Genomic DNA, 16,208 nt, shown 5'->3' with positions numbered 1-16,208 from the left:
AATGGATTTTTTAGAAGAACTTCATGCCAACCAAGTTGGGAAGATAAAGGAATATGAGCCTCTTGCCAATCATACGACGATTAAGGTGGGAGGACCCGCAGATATATTTGTCGAACCAGATTCAATTGATCTTTTGCTAAAAACGATGGAAATTGTGCAAAAACATCATATGCCTTGGAGAGTCATAGGACGCGGGTCCAATCTGCTCGTATCTGATGAGGGAATAGAAGGGGTCGTTATCAAGCTCGGAAAAGGGCTGGACCATCTTGAGGTAAATGGGACAGAAGTAAGGGTCGGTGCTGGCTATTCATTTATCGTCTTGGCCAATGCCATGGCCAGGAGAGGTTTAAGCGGGCTGGAATTTGCCGGAGGAATTCCGGGTTCCGTCGGGGGAGCCGTCTATATGAATGCCGGAGCACACGGATCTGACGTCTCAAAGATTTTACGGAAGGCGCACATCCTTTTTCCGGACGGGACGGTAGAATGGCTTTCCAATGAAGAAATGGAATATTCATACAGGACATCCGTTTTACAGAAAAAACGCCCGGGCATCGTGTTGGAAGCTGTTTTTGAGTTGCGTGAGGGCGATCGGGAACTGATAACTGTTGAAATGAAGAAGCATAAACATTATCGTCGTGAAACACAACCGGTAAAACCATGCTGTGGCAGTGTATTTCGCAATCCTTTACCTCATCATGCCGGCAAGTTGATTCAGGACGCAAACTTGAAAGGGTTCCAGATCGGAGGTGCCCAAATCTCCGAACTTCACGGCAACTTCATTATCAATACGGGAAATGCCAAGGCCGAAGACGTCATCAAGCTAATCGATCATATTAAAAAAACAATTTTTGAAAGCACGGGAATTCACTTGCATACAGAGGTTGAAATCGTGCAAAGGGAAATAGATTAAGCAGGCGAAAGGATGGAGTTTTTCATGTTTGTTCAGCAAAGCGGCATCCTTTATAACAAACAAATGATCTTGACGGGGAGTAAGGAGCATGGATAAAGGAAAAATATTATCTTTGGAAGAGCGCATTCCAAAAATAAAAGAGCATCGGAGACGAAAGGCAAATCGCCGGCTCATTTTCCTTATTTCCCTATTCTTCCTTTTAATTGTCTGTGTCATTTATTTTCAATCCCCCCTTAGCCACGTTAAACAGATTCAAGTGCATGGAAATGAAGCAGTCACTTCTGAAGAAGCCATTAAAATGAGCAAACTAAAACGTGGTTTGAGTATATGGGAGATTGACAGAAAACAAGCGGTGAAAGATTTAAAAAGCCATCCTGAAATCAAAAGCGCTGCCGTACGGATCGGTTTTCCGAATACCGTACATATAAATGTGAAAGAATACGCGAAGATTGCATTCGTATCGACGGGAACCGAATTTTTCCCCATATTAGAAAATGGGAAAATATTAACAGATAATCCAAAGATGGAGATTCCAGGCAATGCGCCTATTCTTAATGGTTTTGAAGAAAACCATATATTGGAAGAAATGGCAAAACAATTAATGGAGCTACCGCCGGAAATTGTAAATGCCATTTCCGAAATACATTACAGCCCCAAAAAAACAGATCAATACCACATTAGTTTGTATATGAATGACGGGTTTGAAGTAAGTGCCACAATCCTAACTTTTGCGGAAAAAATGATTCATTATCCTTCCTTTGTCAGTGAATTGGACCCACAGAAGAAAGGTATAATTGATCTGGAAGTCGGGTCTTTTTTTAAAGCATACGAATCAGATAACAAAGAAGAAAAAGAGGAGGGGCAATAAACAGGATGATTTTTTTCTACACATGGACGTGCCCCACTCCTTTTTCTTTTCTGTAAATGAAAACTGAAAAAACCTTGTCTTCCAGTAAAGCTTTTTTTCGCACCAGGAATGCTGGAAATGTTTGGGAACAGGTCCGCTTATTTGGACCGTTTTTTCGAGAGATTTCGAGCATGTCCTGTCATTAGGGACAAACCCAAAGGGGCGAATATATAATGTATGACTCAAGTTTGACTTTTCTAGGTGCTAATCTTGTTGTAGACTTATAATAAGTTATCATGGTACATAACCGTCAAATTTCATCATGCTTTTGCCGGAATTCGTCGAAAGCTGTTGTAATCATGATAAGTTGTACAAAAAACAACGAATGAAAAGTCTAATAAATTTAGTTGACAAACAGGAAATAACGTTCATTTGCCGAATAAGTAAAAGTAGTTAAAAAATTAAGGATGATCATTAAATGGCAACTTTAAGAGAAAAAGAGAATGGGAGAGTTGAAGGAGGTGCCGCGGAGTGAACACCAATGAATTGTATGTCAGTCTTGATATGGGAACTTCCACAATAAAAGTCATAATTGGCTCGATGACCGGTGATTCTTTAAATATTATCGGAGTTGGCAACGCCAAGGCTGAAGGGATCAAGAAAGGTTCAATTGTTGATATAGATGAAACCGTTCATTCGATAAAGAAGGCAGTAGAGCAGGCCGAGAGAATGATAGGCATGCAAATTAATAATTGCATTGTCGGCATTGCCGGAAATCATGTTTCTCTTATGCCATGTCACGGAGTAGTCGCCGTTTCCAGCCAAAACAGGGAAATTACGAATGATGATGTTGCAAGGGTGATGGATGCGGCTCAAGTTGTGTCCATTCCTCCTGAGAGGGAAATTATCAATGTCATTCCCGGACAATTTATTGTGGACGGATTGGATGAAATTACAGATCCGAGAGGAATGATTGGAGTCCGCCTGGAAATGGAAGGGACGATTGTCACCGGGGCAAAGACCATATTACATAATACTTTGCGCTGCGTCGAACGAGCCGGTCTGGAAATCACCGATATCGTTCTGCAACCGCTGGCAGCTGCTTCTATTGCATTGTCAAAAGATGAACGCCAAATGGGAAGTGCCTTAATCGATATCGGGGGAGGTTCCACGACAGTTGCCGTATTTGCCAATGGAGGCATTGCGGGTACAAGCGTTATCCCGGTTGGCGGGGATCATATTACAAAGGATTTGTCAATTGGTTTAAGGACGGCTACTGATGACGCGGAAAACATCAAGCTCGCATATGGACATGCATTTTACGACCATGCGTCAGAAGAAGTAGTATTCAGCGTGCCAATTATTGGCAGCGACCAACATCAACAATTTAACCAGCTGGAGCTATCTGATATCATTGAAGCTAGAATGGAAGAAATATTCGAGCTTGTGCAGCTTGAATTAAAGCAAATGGGAGCTGCCGATTTACCGGGAGGTTTTGTTTTGACAGGAGGCGTCGCCAATATGCCCGGGGTAATGGAATTGGCTCAAATCATTTTCCAAAACAGGGTGAGGATCGCCCTTCCGGATTACATCGGTGTCAGAGAGCCGCAATATACAACAGCTGTAGGGCTCATCAAGTATGCCTACCACGAGGCAAAATTACAAGGCAGAAATATCAGTGCCTCTCCTGTGCAATTGCCAAGTGACGCAGATGAAGCCCGAATTCCTGCGGGTCATCAGCCGAATACAAAAGATACGAAGGATCCCGATGCGAAAATATCTACTAAAGTAAAAAAATTCTTTGGGTACTTTTTTGAATAGAGACATCCGTTGGGAATAAAAGAACAGGAGGACATGTCATGTTGGATTTCGATACAAATATTGATTCTTTAGCAACCATTAAAGTTATTGGTGTCGGCGGCGGCGGTAACAATGCCGTAAACCGGATGATAGAGCATGACGTTCAGGGCGTCGAATTTATCGCAGTCAATACGGACGCACAAGCACTTAACTTGTCAAAAGCCGAGATTAAAATGCAAATTGGCGCGAAGTTAACAAGAGGTCTTGGTGCGGGTGCCAATCCCGAAGTCGGGAAAAAAGCTGCCGAAGAGAGTAAAGAACAGATAGAAGAAGCATTAAAAGGGGCAGACATGGTTTTTGTCACCGCGGGAATGGGCGGCGGCACCGGAACGGGAGCTGCACCGGTCATCGCCCAGATTGCCAAAGATTTGGGGGCATTGACTGTCGGAATCGTCACGAGGCCATTTACTTTTGAAGGCCGGAAGCGGGCGAACCAAGCAAGCGGTGGAATTGACGCGATGAAAGAGTCTGTCGATACTTTAATCGTCATTCCAAACGACAGACTTTTAGAGATTGTGGATAAAAGCACGCCGATGCTGGAAGCATTTCGGGAAGCCGATAATGTTTTGCGGCAAGGTGTTCAGGGAATCTCCGAGTTGATTGCCGTCCCTGGTTTAATTAACTTGGATTTCGCGGATGTCAAAACCATCATGACGAATAAAGGTTCCGCTTTAATGGGGATTGGTGTCGCAACCGGTGAAAATCGGGCGGTAGAAGCTGCCAAAAAGGCTATTTCTTCCCCACTCCTGGAAACTTCCATCGATGGCGCCCAAGGGGTATTGATGAATATCTCCGGCGGAACAAATTTGAGCCTGTATGAAGTTCAAGAAGCGGCAGATGTAGTGGCCAGTGCCTCAGACCAGGAAGTAAACATGATTTTCGGATCTGTCATTAATGAAAGTTTAAAGGATGAAATTGTTGTGACTGTAATCGCAACGGGCTTTAACGAAACAGCTGGACAGGAAAAGCAACAAAATCCTTTGCTCCGGCAAATGAGGCCGCAACACCAGCATAACCATAACCCCGTGACAAGCCGAGAGCAAAAAAGGGAAGAGGTACAGGAGCCTGCAAGGACAAACCAGCCTCCGGTGGAGGATACACTGGATATTCCTACATTTTTAAGAAATCGAAATAGAAGAAGATAAGCCAGATGATGAATCTGGTCGGCTTGTAGAAAAAGCAGTTGTTTTTCTCTACAAGCTTTTTTATTTTGTAAGGTATTATAGAAGCGAAAAAACAGATCGCGGATCTTCTATTCATTATGAATGCGGCCGATTAGTCATATGTTTGATCACTGTTCCATCTTGCGCTTTTCGGGTGGATGTTGATCGGTTTTACAAATGAGACATCCCTATTTCTGCATGATGCCCGTTTTTACATTGGGACCTGACATGCGTTCCCCCTTGATGTCCGTCTTGACAATCATCCCCTTAGCCCACCAGGATGTTTTGACGATCATCCTTTTTGCCCGCCAGGATGTTTTGACGATCATCCTTTTTAGCCCAACCAGGAATGGAGGAAATGTAAAAGCATGGCTGCCCTTCAAGCCTTTTTTAAATGAATCCAGGCTTGGGCAATTGGAATGTTTCTTTCCGGAGTCATCCCATTACTGTCTTAGCAAACACGTAATATTATTTTTTAAAACAGATAGCCGGTCCTGTAGACAGGTTGTCAAGCATCTAGTTACCTGGCCTGATCATGAATCTGGTTTTTTTATTTATCTTCTACCCTTCCGCATTAGCCAATCTTCGATGTTAATTGTGAAAACTTCTCTATTTTCCCTTACAGGAATTGACACATTCTATAGCCCTCTTCCTTTATACTAAACGATAATGAATAAAAGGACTGCCCTTGCGCTATGATCCACTTGGGGAGGGAGGGTCATTGGTTGTTTATTTGGATATCATATGGCTTTTAAATGTCTTGGTAGACAGCTTGCTTTTATGGATAACAGCTATTTTTTTAAAAAGGCATGTCAAACTCTGGCGTATCTTACTCGGGGGGATTGCAGGATCCATTGTCGTTCTTTTGGCTGTTACTCCGGTAGCCGAGATGTCCGGCCACCCGCTTGCAAAGTTTGGTTTATCCGTTTTTATGGTGATGATCGCCTTCGGGTATAAAAGATTTAAAACGTTCATCTCCTCCCTGCTGACATTTTATTTCGCTACATTTCTCATGGGAGGAACTCTTATAGGTGTTCACTATTTTCTCTCATTCGACATGGATCTTGAAACAGCTTATTTTCTTGAGAGCATAAAAGGGTTTGGCGATCCGATCAGCTGGCTGTTTGTAATCTTTGCATTTCCGCTCGCGTGGTATTTTTCAAGGAAAAGAGTGGACGATATGACGATTTCGTCTGTTGAATATAGTGTATTGGCAGATGTTTCCATCCACTTGAACGGACTCCATATTCATGTAAAGGGTTTGATTGACAGCGGCAATCAATTGTATGATCCCATCTCCAAAACTCCGGTTATGATCATTTCGACTCATTCTTTAAAAGAGGTCTTGCCGGAAGAAATCGTGAACCTATCCAATGAGTCGAACCACTCACTTGAGGTTGCTTCGGAATTGCCTGATCAGTGGAGGGAAAAGATGAGGCTTATTCCCGCAAAAACGCTGGGAATGAATCACCAGCTTTTATTCGCTTTTAAGCCAGAATCAATCAAGATCAAAATGAATGACCAGGAGAAGGTTGCTAGAAAAGCTTTGATTGCTTTTACAGACCAACATCTGTCCAGCGATGGCACATTTGAGTGTATTGTACATCCTCTCATTATCGAGCAAGCAATCTCCGAGTCAGCATCATAAGTGCCGCACAACAAAAAAATTCAGGGAGGACATATCGTGAAAAAGTTTCGGTTTCGCATCACATATTATTGGTATAAGTTCCTCATGAAATTGGGATGGAAAACAGATGAAGTTTATTACATAGGGGGAAGTGAGGCTCTTCCTCCCCCGCTTTCCAAGGAAGAAGAAGCGGTTCTTCTTGAAAAGCTTCCCAAAGGGGACAAGACCGCAAGGTCCATGCTGATTGAAAGGAATTTAAGGTTGGTAGTTTATATTGCCAGAAAATTTGAAAATACCGGGATCAATATTGAGGACTTAATCAGCATTGGAACGATCGGACTCATTAAAGCGGTCAATACGTTTAATCCCGAGAAAAAGATAAAACTGGCGACCTATGCTTCACGGTGTATTGAAAATGAAATTCTCATGTATTTGCGCCGAAATAACAAAACAAGATCCGAAGTCTCCTTTGATGAGCCGCTTAACATTGATTGGGATGGCAACGAGCTGTTGTTGTCTGATGTATTGGGGACGGAAAATGATATTATCACAAGGGATCTCGAGGCGAATGTGGATAAGAAACTGTTATTCAATGCGTTGGAAAAATTAAACCATCGGGAAAAACAGATTATGGAGCTTCGTTTTGGCCTGGCGGGCGGGGAGGAAAAAACACAAAAAGACGTTGCGGAAATTCTGGGCATTTCCCAATCGTATATTTCGCGACTAGAGAAAAGAATTATCAAACGCCTCAGAAAAGAATTCAATAAAATGATTTAAGAACTAAAAAATTATTTTGAACGAAAAGCAAAGGACGGCAGAGGCTCACATGGATTTATAAGCGGCAGGAAGAAATGGGAATGCATATATTTTCCTCCCAGGGAGATACTTACACTGTAAGCAAGCTCCTGCTAGGAGGGAAAAACTGTTGAAGCGAAATAAGGTGGAAATTTGCGGTGTGGATACTTCAAAGCTCCCTGTTTTGAAAAATGAGGAAATGCGGGAACTGTTGAAGCAAATGCAACAAGGGGATGTAACAGCCAGAGAAAAACTGATCAACGGCAATCTGCGCCTTGTGTTAAGCGTCATTCAACGTTTTAACAACCGGGGAGAGTATGTGGACGACTTATTTCAGGTCGGGTGTATCGGATTAATGAAATCAATAGATAATTTCGACCTCAGCCAAAATGTCCGCTTTTCAACGTATGCCGTCCCGATGATCATTGGGGAAATCCGCCGATATTTACGGGATAACAACCCTATCCGGGTATCGCGTTCATTGCGGGACATCGCTTATAAAGCACTCCATGTACGTGAACGGTTAATGGCAAAAACGTCTAAGGAGCCAACAGCAGCGGAAATTGCCCGTGAACTGGAAATCCCTCATGAAGAAGTTGTTTTTGCCCTTGATGCCATTCAAGACCCTGTCTCTTTGTTTGAGCCGATATATAACGACGGTGGGGACCCCATTTTTGTCATGGATCAATTGAGCGACGAAAAGAGCAGGGATAGCCAGTGGATTGAAGAAATCGCTTTGCATGATGGCCTGCAGCGGCTGAATGATAGGGAAAAGATGATCATCCGCAAACGGTTTTTTCAAGGAAAGACCCAAATGGAAGTGGCAGAGGAAATTGGCATATCCCAAGCACAAGTATCAAGATTGGAAAAAGCCGCTATTAAACAAATGAATAAAAACATCAACATTCAATGAGCCGGATTTCACTATACGAAATCCGGCTTTCGCTTATCATGAAAGGCTAAGGGTGTTGCATATACTTATAGTATATAAAAAGCATGGCGGGAAGCGGGGATCATAATGGTAAGAATATCGGAATTTCAATTAAAAGATGTGGTGAATGTGACAGATGGCCGCAAGCTTGGAAATATAGGCGATATCGATATAAATCTTGATACGGGTAAAATAGAGTCGATCATTATTAGCCAAACAGGCAAACTGCTTGGTTTTTTTGGAAAAGAAGATGAAATCATTATTCCCTGGAATCAAATTATCAAAATCGGAACGGATGTCATTCTTGTGAGGCACAGCAGTGCCAAATTTGAACAACAGCAGCTTAACATGCCAAAAGATTAAGATTATCCATGCTGTTCGCATGCTTTTGTGGTACACTAAAGAAAATGTCATTTTACGCGAATATATACAACAAGAATATAGGGGTAATGAATCGTGAAAGTTATTGAAAAGCTGCATTTGATTCAACAGGAAATCGCAGAAGCATGCGCCCGGTCCAACCGGAATCCTGAAGACATCACCATCGTGGCGGTAACGAAATATGTGACAATAGACAGGGCTGTGGAAGCACTTGAAGCGGGCATTCAGCATTTTGGTGAAAACCGAGATGACGGTCTGCAGAAAAAATGGGAAGTTTTAAAAGACAAGCCCACATGGCATTTCATCGGAACACTCCAATCCCGAAAAGTTAAAAATATTATTGACAAGGTAACGTATATTCACTCGCTTGACCGGCTATCGTTGGCAAAAGAAATTAACAAAAGAGCCGAACAATCTGTTAAGTGCTTTGTCCAAGTAAACGTTTCCGGTGAAGAGTCAAAACACGGGTTGGATCCTGGTCAGGTGAAAGAGTTTATTGAACAATTGGCCCAATTTGATAAAATAATTGTTGCCGGATTAATGACGATGGCGCCATTAACAGATGACGAGGATATGTTACGCACCTGTTTTCGAAAACTGAAGCATTTGCAAACAGAAATCAAACAGTTGGATTTGCCGCATGCGCCATGTGAAGATCTGTCGATGGGCATGTCCAATGATTTCAAAATTGCCATAGAAGAGGGGGCAACTTTCGTCCGCATCGGGTCCGCTCTTGTTGGTGAATGATGCGAAGGAGGCACGAAATTGGGTATTAAATCAAAATTTAAAAACTTTTTTTTGCTGGAAGATGAGTATGAATACGCTGAAGAAGAAAAAGTGGCTAACGAACCTGAGGAAACAAAAAAACCAAGCACACCGGCTACACGGAAGCAAAATGTCGTCAGTCTGCAAAGCGTACAACAGTCTTCCAAGGTAATATTGATTGAACCGAGAGTATATGCCGAAGCACAGGAAGTAGCGGATCATTTGGTCAACCGCCGAGCGGTTGTCGTTAATTTACAACGTATTCAGCACGACCAGGCAGTCAGAATCGTCGACTTTTTAAGCGGTACTGTTTATGCTATAGGAGGCGACATACAAAGAATCGGCAAGGATATTTTTCTCTGTACGCCTGATAACGTGGAAGTATCAGGAAATATTACAGAAATGATAGACACCGATCATTATGATGATACGAGGTGGTCATAACGGGATGACATTAATAACTGCTATAATTGTACAATTGATTCAACTATATTCTTGGGCATTAATTATATACATATTAATGTCGTGGTTTCCGAACGCCAGAGAATCTGGAATCGGGCAGTTTCTGGGGCGGATTTGCGAACCTTATTTGGAACCATTCCGCAGAATTGTGCCGCCCCTTGGCATGATTGATATTTCTCCGATTGTCGCTTTTATTGTTCTCAAGCTTGCGACAATGGGATTACTTGAAATTGCCAAATGGGTGGGATAAGGGTTTGGGGCCGCTGAGCTCCTTGACTCATGATCCGAGTGTTTTTTGCAAATGGGGTTGACCGTTTTGGATGATATATATCAACATTTTCGCAAGGAAGAAAAACAATTTATTGATTTGGCGATGGACTGGAAAGAGTTTGTGGAAAGAACCTATGCAGAGAAATTGACAGACTTTCTTGATCCAAGACAACAGTTCATATTACAGTCGGTTGTCGGTGATGGACCTGATGTCCGCTATGCTTTTTTTGGAGGAGGTCCTTCTTGTGAGCGTAAAAGGGCACTCATTTTTCCGGATTATTTAAAACCGCAAGAAGATCACTTTCAAATCGGCTTGTACGAGATTGATTATCCCCGGAAGTTTGTGAAGCTGGAACATCGCATGGTGCTCGGGTCGTTAATGTCCTTAGGGATCAAGCGAGAGAAGTTTGGCGACATCATTGTAAACGGGGATCGCATTCATTTTTTTTCCAGTACGGAAATTGAAGATTATATCATCTCTCAATTTAAAGAGGTCGGTAAGGCCAATGTGACAATTCAAAAGCTTGGGCTGGATGAAGTGATTGAACGGGAAGAAGAGTGGGTCCAGATGGAAAAGACTGCTTCCTCGATGCGGCTGGATGCTATTATTTCTGCCGCTTTTTCCGTTTCAAGGCAAAAAGCCCAATCAATCATCGGTCAAAAGTTGGTAAAATTAAACTGGAAAATAACCGAACAACCGGCAACGGACTGTTTTGAAGGTGATATGATCTCTGCGCGCAGGCTTGGAAGGTGTAAGATTATCCGCATTTTGGGAGAAACGAAAAAACAGAAGCTTAGGATACAATTCGGGATGGTAAAATCTTAAATTTGAAAAGAATCTCCCCAGACTTAGACAAAATTCGTTATAATATATGTATCTTATGATGAGGAAAAGCACTAGGAGGTGGCATGATGCCGTTAACGCCGGTAGACATACATAATAAAGAATTCAGCAAAAGAATGAGCGGTTATGATAGAGATGAAGTCAATGAGTTTCTTGATCAGGTTATAAAAGACTATGAGCTTTTAATACGAGAAAAAAAAGAATTAGAAGACCAATTGGCTGCTATGAATGAGCGTCTGGGCCACTTCAACAATATAGAGGAAACGCTTAATAAGTCGATTGTTGTGGCTCAGGAGGCTGCTGAAGAAGTAAAAGGCAATGCATTGAAAGAAGCAAAGCTGATCATACGTGAAGCTGAAAAAAATGCAGATAGAATTGTAAATGAAGCTTTATCAAAAGCGCGAAAGATCGCCTTGGAAATTGAAGAACTAAAGAAGCAGTCAAAAGTATTCCGCACACGTTTCCGCATGTTGATCGAGGCTCAGCTTGACCTGTTGCAAAGCGATGATTGGGATAAACTGATGGAGTTTGAACTTGATGCTACCGAACTCACTTCTTTAGAAGAGGCGGAAGAAGTAGAGTAGAACTTGACATCATTTTGAGTGCTCACATATAATAATAGTAATTTTACAGGGAATAAAGCGATGATAGGGAAAGTACATTTTTAAAAAAGCCATTCAAGCGATCCGGGGATGGTGGAAGCCCGGGATGGAAGAGAAATGGAAAATCACCCTTGAGTACTCGAAACGAAAGCCTTTGGTAAGTAGATGAGAGCGGCTGATCAACGATACTGATTCAGAGTGGACAAATGCACTTTAAAGTGTGTTCAAAAAGGAGTATAAAAGGACCAAGAATTTCGAGGCATCGCAGTTTGCGCAGCATAGTTGCCAGTGAAGAAATTCGATGTGTCATTTTTAACGAACTTTTTGAGTAACACTTTTATGCATGTCTAATTGGGTGGTACCGCGGGAATATAACCTTCTCGTCCCTTGTGGGGATGTGAAGGTTTTTTGCATTGTAAGAAGAAATGTTGAAAAATGCGTTGTACAAGGCCGGATGGCTGCAAGATAAAAGTTGAAGGAGGAAAAAAAATGGATTATAAAGATACGTTGCTTATGCCGAAAACGGATTTCCCAATGCGAGGGAACTTGCCGAAAAGAGAGCCGGAAATCCAGGCATGGTGGGAGGAACAAGATATTTATCGGAAAGTCCAGGAAAGGACGGCGGGCAGGCCGCTTTATATTCTTCATGACGGCCCCCCATTCGCCAATGGCAGTCTTCATATGGGGCATGCGCTCAATAAAACGTTAAAGGATTTTATCGTCCGCTACAAATCGATGGCTGGTTTTTGCGCCCCTTATGTTCCGGGCTGGGACACTCACGGCCTTCCGATTGAACAGGTTTTGACCAATAAAGGTGTAAAGCGCAAGGAGATGTCGGTTGCCGAGTTCAGGGAAAAATGTGCCCAGTACGCGCTTGAGCAAATTGACAACCAGCGCAAGGAGTTTAAACGGCTCGGTGTACGGGGGGATTGGGAAAATCCTTATATTACGCTAGAGCCCGAGTATGAGGCGGAACAGATAAAAGTGTTCGGTGAAATGGCCAAAAAGGGCTATATTTACAAAGGGAAAAAACCCGTATACTGGTCGCCTTCGAGTGAATCTGCACTGGCGGAAGCGGAAATTGAATATAAAGACAAACGTTCTCCGTCCATTTATGTTGCCTTTCCTGTAAAAGACGGCAAACAAGTACTGAAAGAAGGAAGTTATTTGATTGTTTGGACCACGACGCCGTGGACCATCCCGGCCAATCTCGCGATTGCCGTGCATCCTGACTTACAATATGCAGTCGTTGAGCATGAAGGCAAACAATATGTTCTGGCAAAAGATCTGTTGGAAAAGGTTGCTGCTCTATTTGAATGGGATCAATATGAAACCGTGCAAACCTTGAAAGGAAATGAGCTGGAGCATGTAACAGCCACACATCCGCTTTATGAAAGGGATTCGCTTGTAGTCCTTGGCGAGCATGTCACGGTTGATGCCGGTACGGGATGTGTCCATACTGCTCCCGGGCACGGAGAAGACGACTTTTATATTGGCCAAAAATATGGACTTGATGTGCTTTGCCCTGTTGATGATAAAGGTTATATGACAGATGAGGCGCCCGGTTTTGAAGGGTTGTTTTATGATAAGGCGAACAAACCGATCACCGAAAAGCTGGATGAAGCAGGAGCGCTTTTAAAGCTTGAATTCATTACACACTCGTATCCGCATGATTGGCGGACGAAAAAGCCGGTTATTTATCGGGCAACGTCCCAATGGTTTGCTTCCATTAAAGATTTTCGGCCTGAACTTCTTGAGGCGATCAAAGAAGTAAAATGGATTCCAAAATGGGGAGAGACACGGCTGTACAATATGGTACGCGATCGTGGTGACTGGTGTATTTCAAGGCAAAGAGTATGGGGAGTGCCCATTCCGGTGTTTTATGCGGAAAACGGTGAGCCAATTATTACGGATGAAACAATTGCCCATATTTCCGAACTGTTCCGTAAGCATGGCTCAAATATTTGGTTTGAAAAAGAAGCGTATGAGCTGTTGCCTGAAGGCTTTACACATCCGGGAAGCCCCAACGGCATTTTTACAAAAGAAACGGATATTATGGATGTTTGGTTTGATTCCGGTTCTTCCCATCAGAGCGTCTTGACCGTCCGCGAAGACCTAAGATGGCCTGCGGATTTATATTTGGAAGGTTCGGACCAATACCGCGGTTGGTTTAACTCTTCTTTAACAACTTCGGTCGCCGTCACTGGAAAAGCACCATATAAAGAAGTGCTGAGTCATGGTTTCACCCTTGATGGCGAAGGCCATAAGATGAGTAAATCTCAGGGCAATATTATTGCCCTAGCTAAAATTACGAGTCAATTTGGAGCCGAAATATTGCGACTTTGGGTTGCTTCGGTTGACTACCAATCAGATGTCAGAATTTCCGACGCTATTTTAAAACAAGTAAGTGAAGTATATCGGAAAATCAGGAATACCTTCCGCTTCATGCTTGGAAATCTGGCAGATTTTGATCCCAAAACACATTCGGTTCCAACAGCCAAGCTGAGGGAAGTCGACCAATTTCTGCTTGTCAGGCTAAACAACTTGATAAAAGAATCATTGGCGGCATATGAAGATTTTGAGTTTGCCGATATTTACCACGCGGTGAACAATTTCTGTACAAACGACTTAAGTTCTTTTTACATGGACTTTGCCAAAGATGTGCTGTACATTGAAGCGGCAAATCACTTTGAAAGAAGAGCCATGCAAACGGTCATGTACAAATGTGTTGTGACTCTGGCAAAATTATTGTCGCCGCTTCTGCCGCATACTACGGATGAAGTGTGGTCATACATTCCTGGTGTAGAGGAAATCAGCGTTCAATTAACGGATATGCCCCAACCAGAAGAAATTGCCGATAGCGAAAATCTTGAACATAAATGGAACGAATTTTTGCGTGTGCGCGATGACGTATTAAAAGCGCTGGAAGAAGCCAGAAACGATAAAGTGATCGGCAAATCGCTTACCGCAAAAGTGACCCTTTACGTTAATGATGAAGTAAAGACGCTGCTGGAAAGTATTTCTGAAGACATGAAACAGTTGTTTATTGTTTCAGCGTTTGAAGTGGGTGGCGCGTACGATGATGCGCCGGACAGCGCCTTGAAGCTGGAACGTGCTGCTGTTGTTGTTGAGAAGGCTGAAGGCGAAACATGTGCCCGCTGCTGGGTCGTGACACCGACCGTCGGAGAAGATAAGGATTATCCGGATATTTGCCCGCGTTGTGCCAATGTCGTTAAGCAGTTAACATGATTGATGGCAAGCCCTTCTTTTTCGGAGGGCTTGTTACTTTTAAAAATAAGTGATTATAGCTAAAATGTAATTGGAATGAATTACGATACGGGGGTTTGCGCGTGGGCTATTATTTGATTGCCTTATTTGTAGTTGTATTGGACCAAATTACAAAGTGGCTGATCGTTCGTCATATGGAGATCGGGGAAAGCATTCCGATTCTTCCCAATCTGTTTCATATTACTTCACACCGCAACAGGGGAGCGGCCTGGGGAATATTAGAGGGGCAAATGTGGCTGTTTTATATTATAACCGTCATTGTGGTAGCGGGAATCATATATTATATGCAAACCCAAGTGAAAGGAAAGCCATTCTTTCAGATAAGCCTCGCTTTTATTCTCGGCGGAGCGATCGGGAATTTTATTGACCGCTTGTTTAGGAAGGAAGTCGTTGACTTTCTTGATACATATATTTTTGGCTACGATTTTCCGATTTTTAATATAGCCGATTCCGCTCTGACGATCGGTGTTGTCCTATTGATGATTCAAATCTTTCGTGAAGACAGAAAAGAAAAGGTGAACGCGAATGAAAAAGGTTGAGCATCTTGTTTCAAGTGAGGAAAACGGGGAACGGATTGACAAGTTGATTGCTTCCCTTGATGAACAATGGTCCCGTTCACAAGTCCAGCAATGGATAAAAGCTGGATTCGTTGAAGTAAATGCGGAACAAGTGAAGGCAAATTATAAATGTCAGACAGATGATGAGATCGCCATTTCTATTCCCGAACCAGAACTGCTTAATGTGGAACCGGAGGAAATGGATCTTGATATTTATTACGAGGATCAGGATGTGATCGTAGTCAATAAGCCTAAAGGCATGGTCGTGCACCCTGCGCCGGGCCACCCTTCCGGCACACTTGTAAATGGACTGATGGCTCATTGCAAAGATTTATCGGGTATTAATGGTGTGTTACGCCCCGGCATTGTTCATCGAATCGATAAGGACACATCGGGATTGCTGATGGTCGCCAAAAATGATCTTGCCCACGAACGGCTTGTCGATCAGCTTGTCAAAAAAACCGTCGTCCGGAAATATGTAGCGCTTGTTCACGGGATCATTCCCCATGATCATGGAACGGTCGATGCTCCGATCGGGCGAAATCCGGCCGATCGGCAAAGTATGGCGGTCACCGAAAAAGGCAAGCATGCTGTCACTCATTTTTCCGTAAAAGAAAGATTTGAACAATTTACATTGGCAGAATGCGAACTGGAAACAGGAAGAACCCACCAAATTAGGGTCCATATGAAGTATATCGGCTACCCGCTTGCAGGCGATCCGAAATACGGACCGAAACAGACGATTTCCGCGGACGGACAAGTGCTGCATGCAGGAGTATTGGGTTTTCAACATCCGAGAACGGGAGAGTATTTGGAGTTCAACGCCCCATTGCCACAATATTTTGTTGCGCTTCTAAATAAATTGCGTCAGAATGATTGACATATCCAAGCAACAAGTATATAGTT

Annotated in this window: 16 protein-coding genes; all 16 read left to right on the top strand. The window is 43.0% G+C overall.

Annotated features, from left to right (window positions below):
• Position 1 precedes the first annotated feature (1 nt).
• The 16 genes from murB (at position 2) to NST31_RS01845 (ending at position 16,182) form a co-directional block, all read left to right on the top strand.
• The gene (gene murB / locus NST31_RS01920) at positions 2-910 is read left to right on the top strand and encodes a UDP-N-acetylmuramate dehydrogenase (protein WP_077111809.1); all 909 of its coding nucleotides are present in this window, start codon (positions 2-4) and stop codon (positions 908-910) included.
• 88 nt (positions 911-998) lie between these two features.
• Entirely contained in the window at positions 999-1,778 is a 780-nt protein-coding gene (locus NST31_RS01915) for a cell division protein FtsQ/DivIB (RefSeq protein WP_077111808.1), read from the top strand.
• Between the two features lie 510 nt (positions 1,779-2,288).
• Positions 2,289-3,578: a cell division protein FtsA gene (gene ftsA, locus NST31_RS01910; protein ID WP_077111807.1), complete on the top strand. Its 1,290-nt coding sequence runs from the start codon at positions 2,289-2,291 to the stop codon at positions 3,576-3,578.
• Between the two features lie 38 nt (positions 3,579-3,616).
• Complete coding sequence (gene ftsZ, locus NST31_RS01905; protein ID WP_077111806.1) at positions 3,617-4,762, top strand: cell division protein FtsZ; 1,146 nt, start codon at positions 3,617-3,619, stop codon at positions 4,760-4,762.
• A 739-nt stretch (positions 4,763-5,501) separates the two neighbouring features.
• Positions 5,502-6,428: a sigma-E processing peptidase SpoIIGA gene (gene spoIIGA / locus NST31_RS01900; RefSeq protein WP_339163577.1), complete on the top strand. Its 927-nt coding sequence runs from the start codon at positions 5,502-5,504 to the stop codon at positions 6,426-6,428.
• Positions 6,429-6,464: 36 nt separating this feature from the next.
• Entirely contained in the window at positions 6,465-7,184 is a 720-nt protein-coding gene (gene sigE / locus NST31_RS01895) for an RNA polymerase sporulation sigma factor SigE (protein WP_077111803.1), read from the top strand.
• 148 nt (positions 7,185-7,332) lie between these two features.
• Positions 7,333-8,115, top strand: coding sequence for an RNA polymerase sporulation sigma factor SigG (gene sigG / locus NST31_RS01890; protein WP_077111802.1), 783 nt, complete (start codon positions 7,333-7,335; stop codon positions 8,113-8,115).
• 105 nt (positions 8,116-8,220) lie between these two features.
• A complete protein-coding gene (locus NST31_RS01885; protein ID WP_077111801.1) occupies positions 8,221-8,496 on the top strand; it encodes a YlmC/YmxH family sporulation protein in 276 nt (91 codons plus the stop codon).
• A gap of 93 nt (positions 8,497-8,589) precedes the next feature.
• Positions 8,590-9,261 (top strand): YggS family pyridoxal phosphate-dependent enzyme, encoded by a 672-nt coding sequence (locus tag NST31_RS01880; protein ID WP_077111800.1) that lies wholly within the window; start codon positions 8,590-8,592, stop codon positions 9,259-9,261.
• Positions 9,262-9,279: 18 nt separating this feature from the next.
• Complete coding sequence (locus tag NST31_RS01875) at positions 9,280-9,723, top strand: cell division protein SepF (protein ID WP_077111799.1); 444 nt, start codon at positions 9,280-9,282, stop codon at positions 9,721-9,723.
• A gap of 4 nt (positions 9,724-9,727) precedes the next feature.
• Positions 9,728-9,991, top strand: coding sequence for a YggT family protein (locus NST31_RS01870; RefSeq protein WP_077111798.1), 264 nt, complete (start codon positions 9,728-9,730; stop codon positions 9,989-9,991).
• A gap of 66 nt (positions 9,992-10,057) precedes the next feature.
• On the top strand, positions 10,058-10,837 hold the full coding sequence (locus NST31_RS01865) for an RNA-binding protein (protein WP_339163573.1): 780 nt from the start codon (positions 10,058-10,060) through the stop codon (positions 10,835-10,837).
• Positions 10,838-10,923: 86 nt separating this feature from the next.
• Positions 10,924-11,439, top strand: coding sequence for a DivIVA domain-containing protein (locus tag NST31_RS01860; RefSeq protein ID WP_077111796.1), 516 nt, complete (start codon positions 10,924-10,926; stop codon positions 11,437-11,439).
• A gap of 507 nt (positions 11,440-11,946) precedes the next feature.
• Entirely contained in the window at positions 11,947-14,706 is a 2,760-nt protein-coding gene (gene ileS / locus NST31_RS01855; RefSeq protein WP_339163570.1) for an isoleucine--tRNA ligase, read from the top strand.
• 101 nt (positions 14,707-14,807) lie between these two features.
• Positions 14,808-15,284, top strand: coding sequence for a signal peptidase II (gene lspA, locus NST31_RS01850; RefSeq protein WP_205179427.1), 477 nt, complete (start codon positions 14,808-14,810; stop codon positions 15,282-15,284).
• A complete protein-coding gene (locus NST31_RS01845) occupies positions 15,271-16,182 on the top strand; it encodes an RluA family pseudouridine synthase (protein ID WP_077111793.1) in 912 nt (303 codons plus the stop codon). The genes lspA and NST31_RS01845 overlap by 14 nt, the downstream gene beginning before the upstream one ends.
• Positions 16,183-16,208 lie beyond the last annotated feature (26 nt).

It is taken from the genome of Siminovitchia sp. FSL W7-1587, assembly GCF_037963795.1.
Classification (GTDB): domain Bacteria; phylum Bacillota; class Bacilli; order Bacillales; family Bacillaceae_C; genus Siminovitchia; species Siminovitchia thermophila.
The sequence above is the reverse complement of the archived record's forward strand: the minus strand, read 5'-3'. Positions and strand labels throughout refer to the sequence as shown.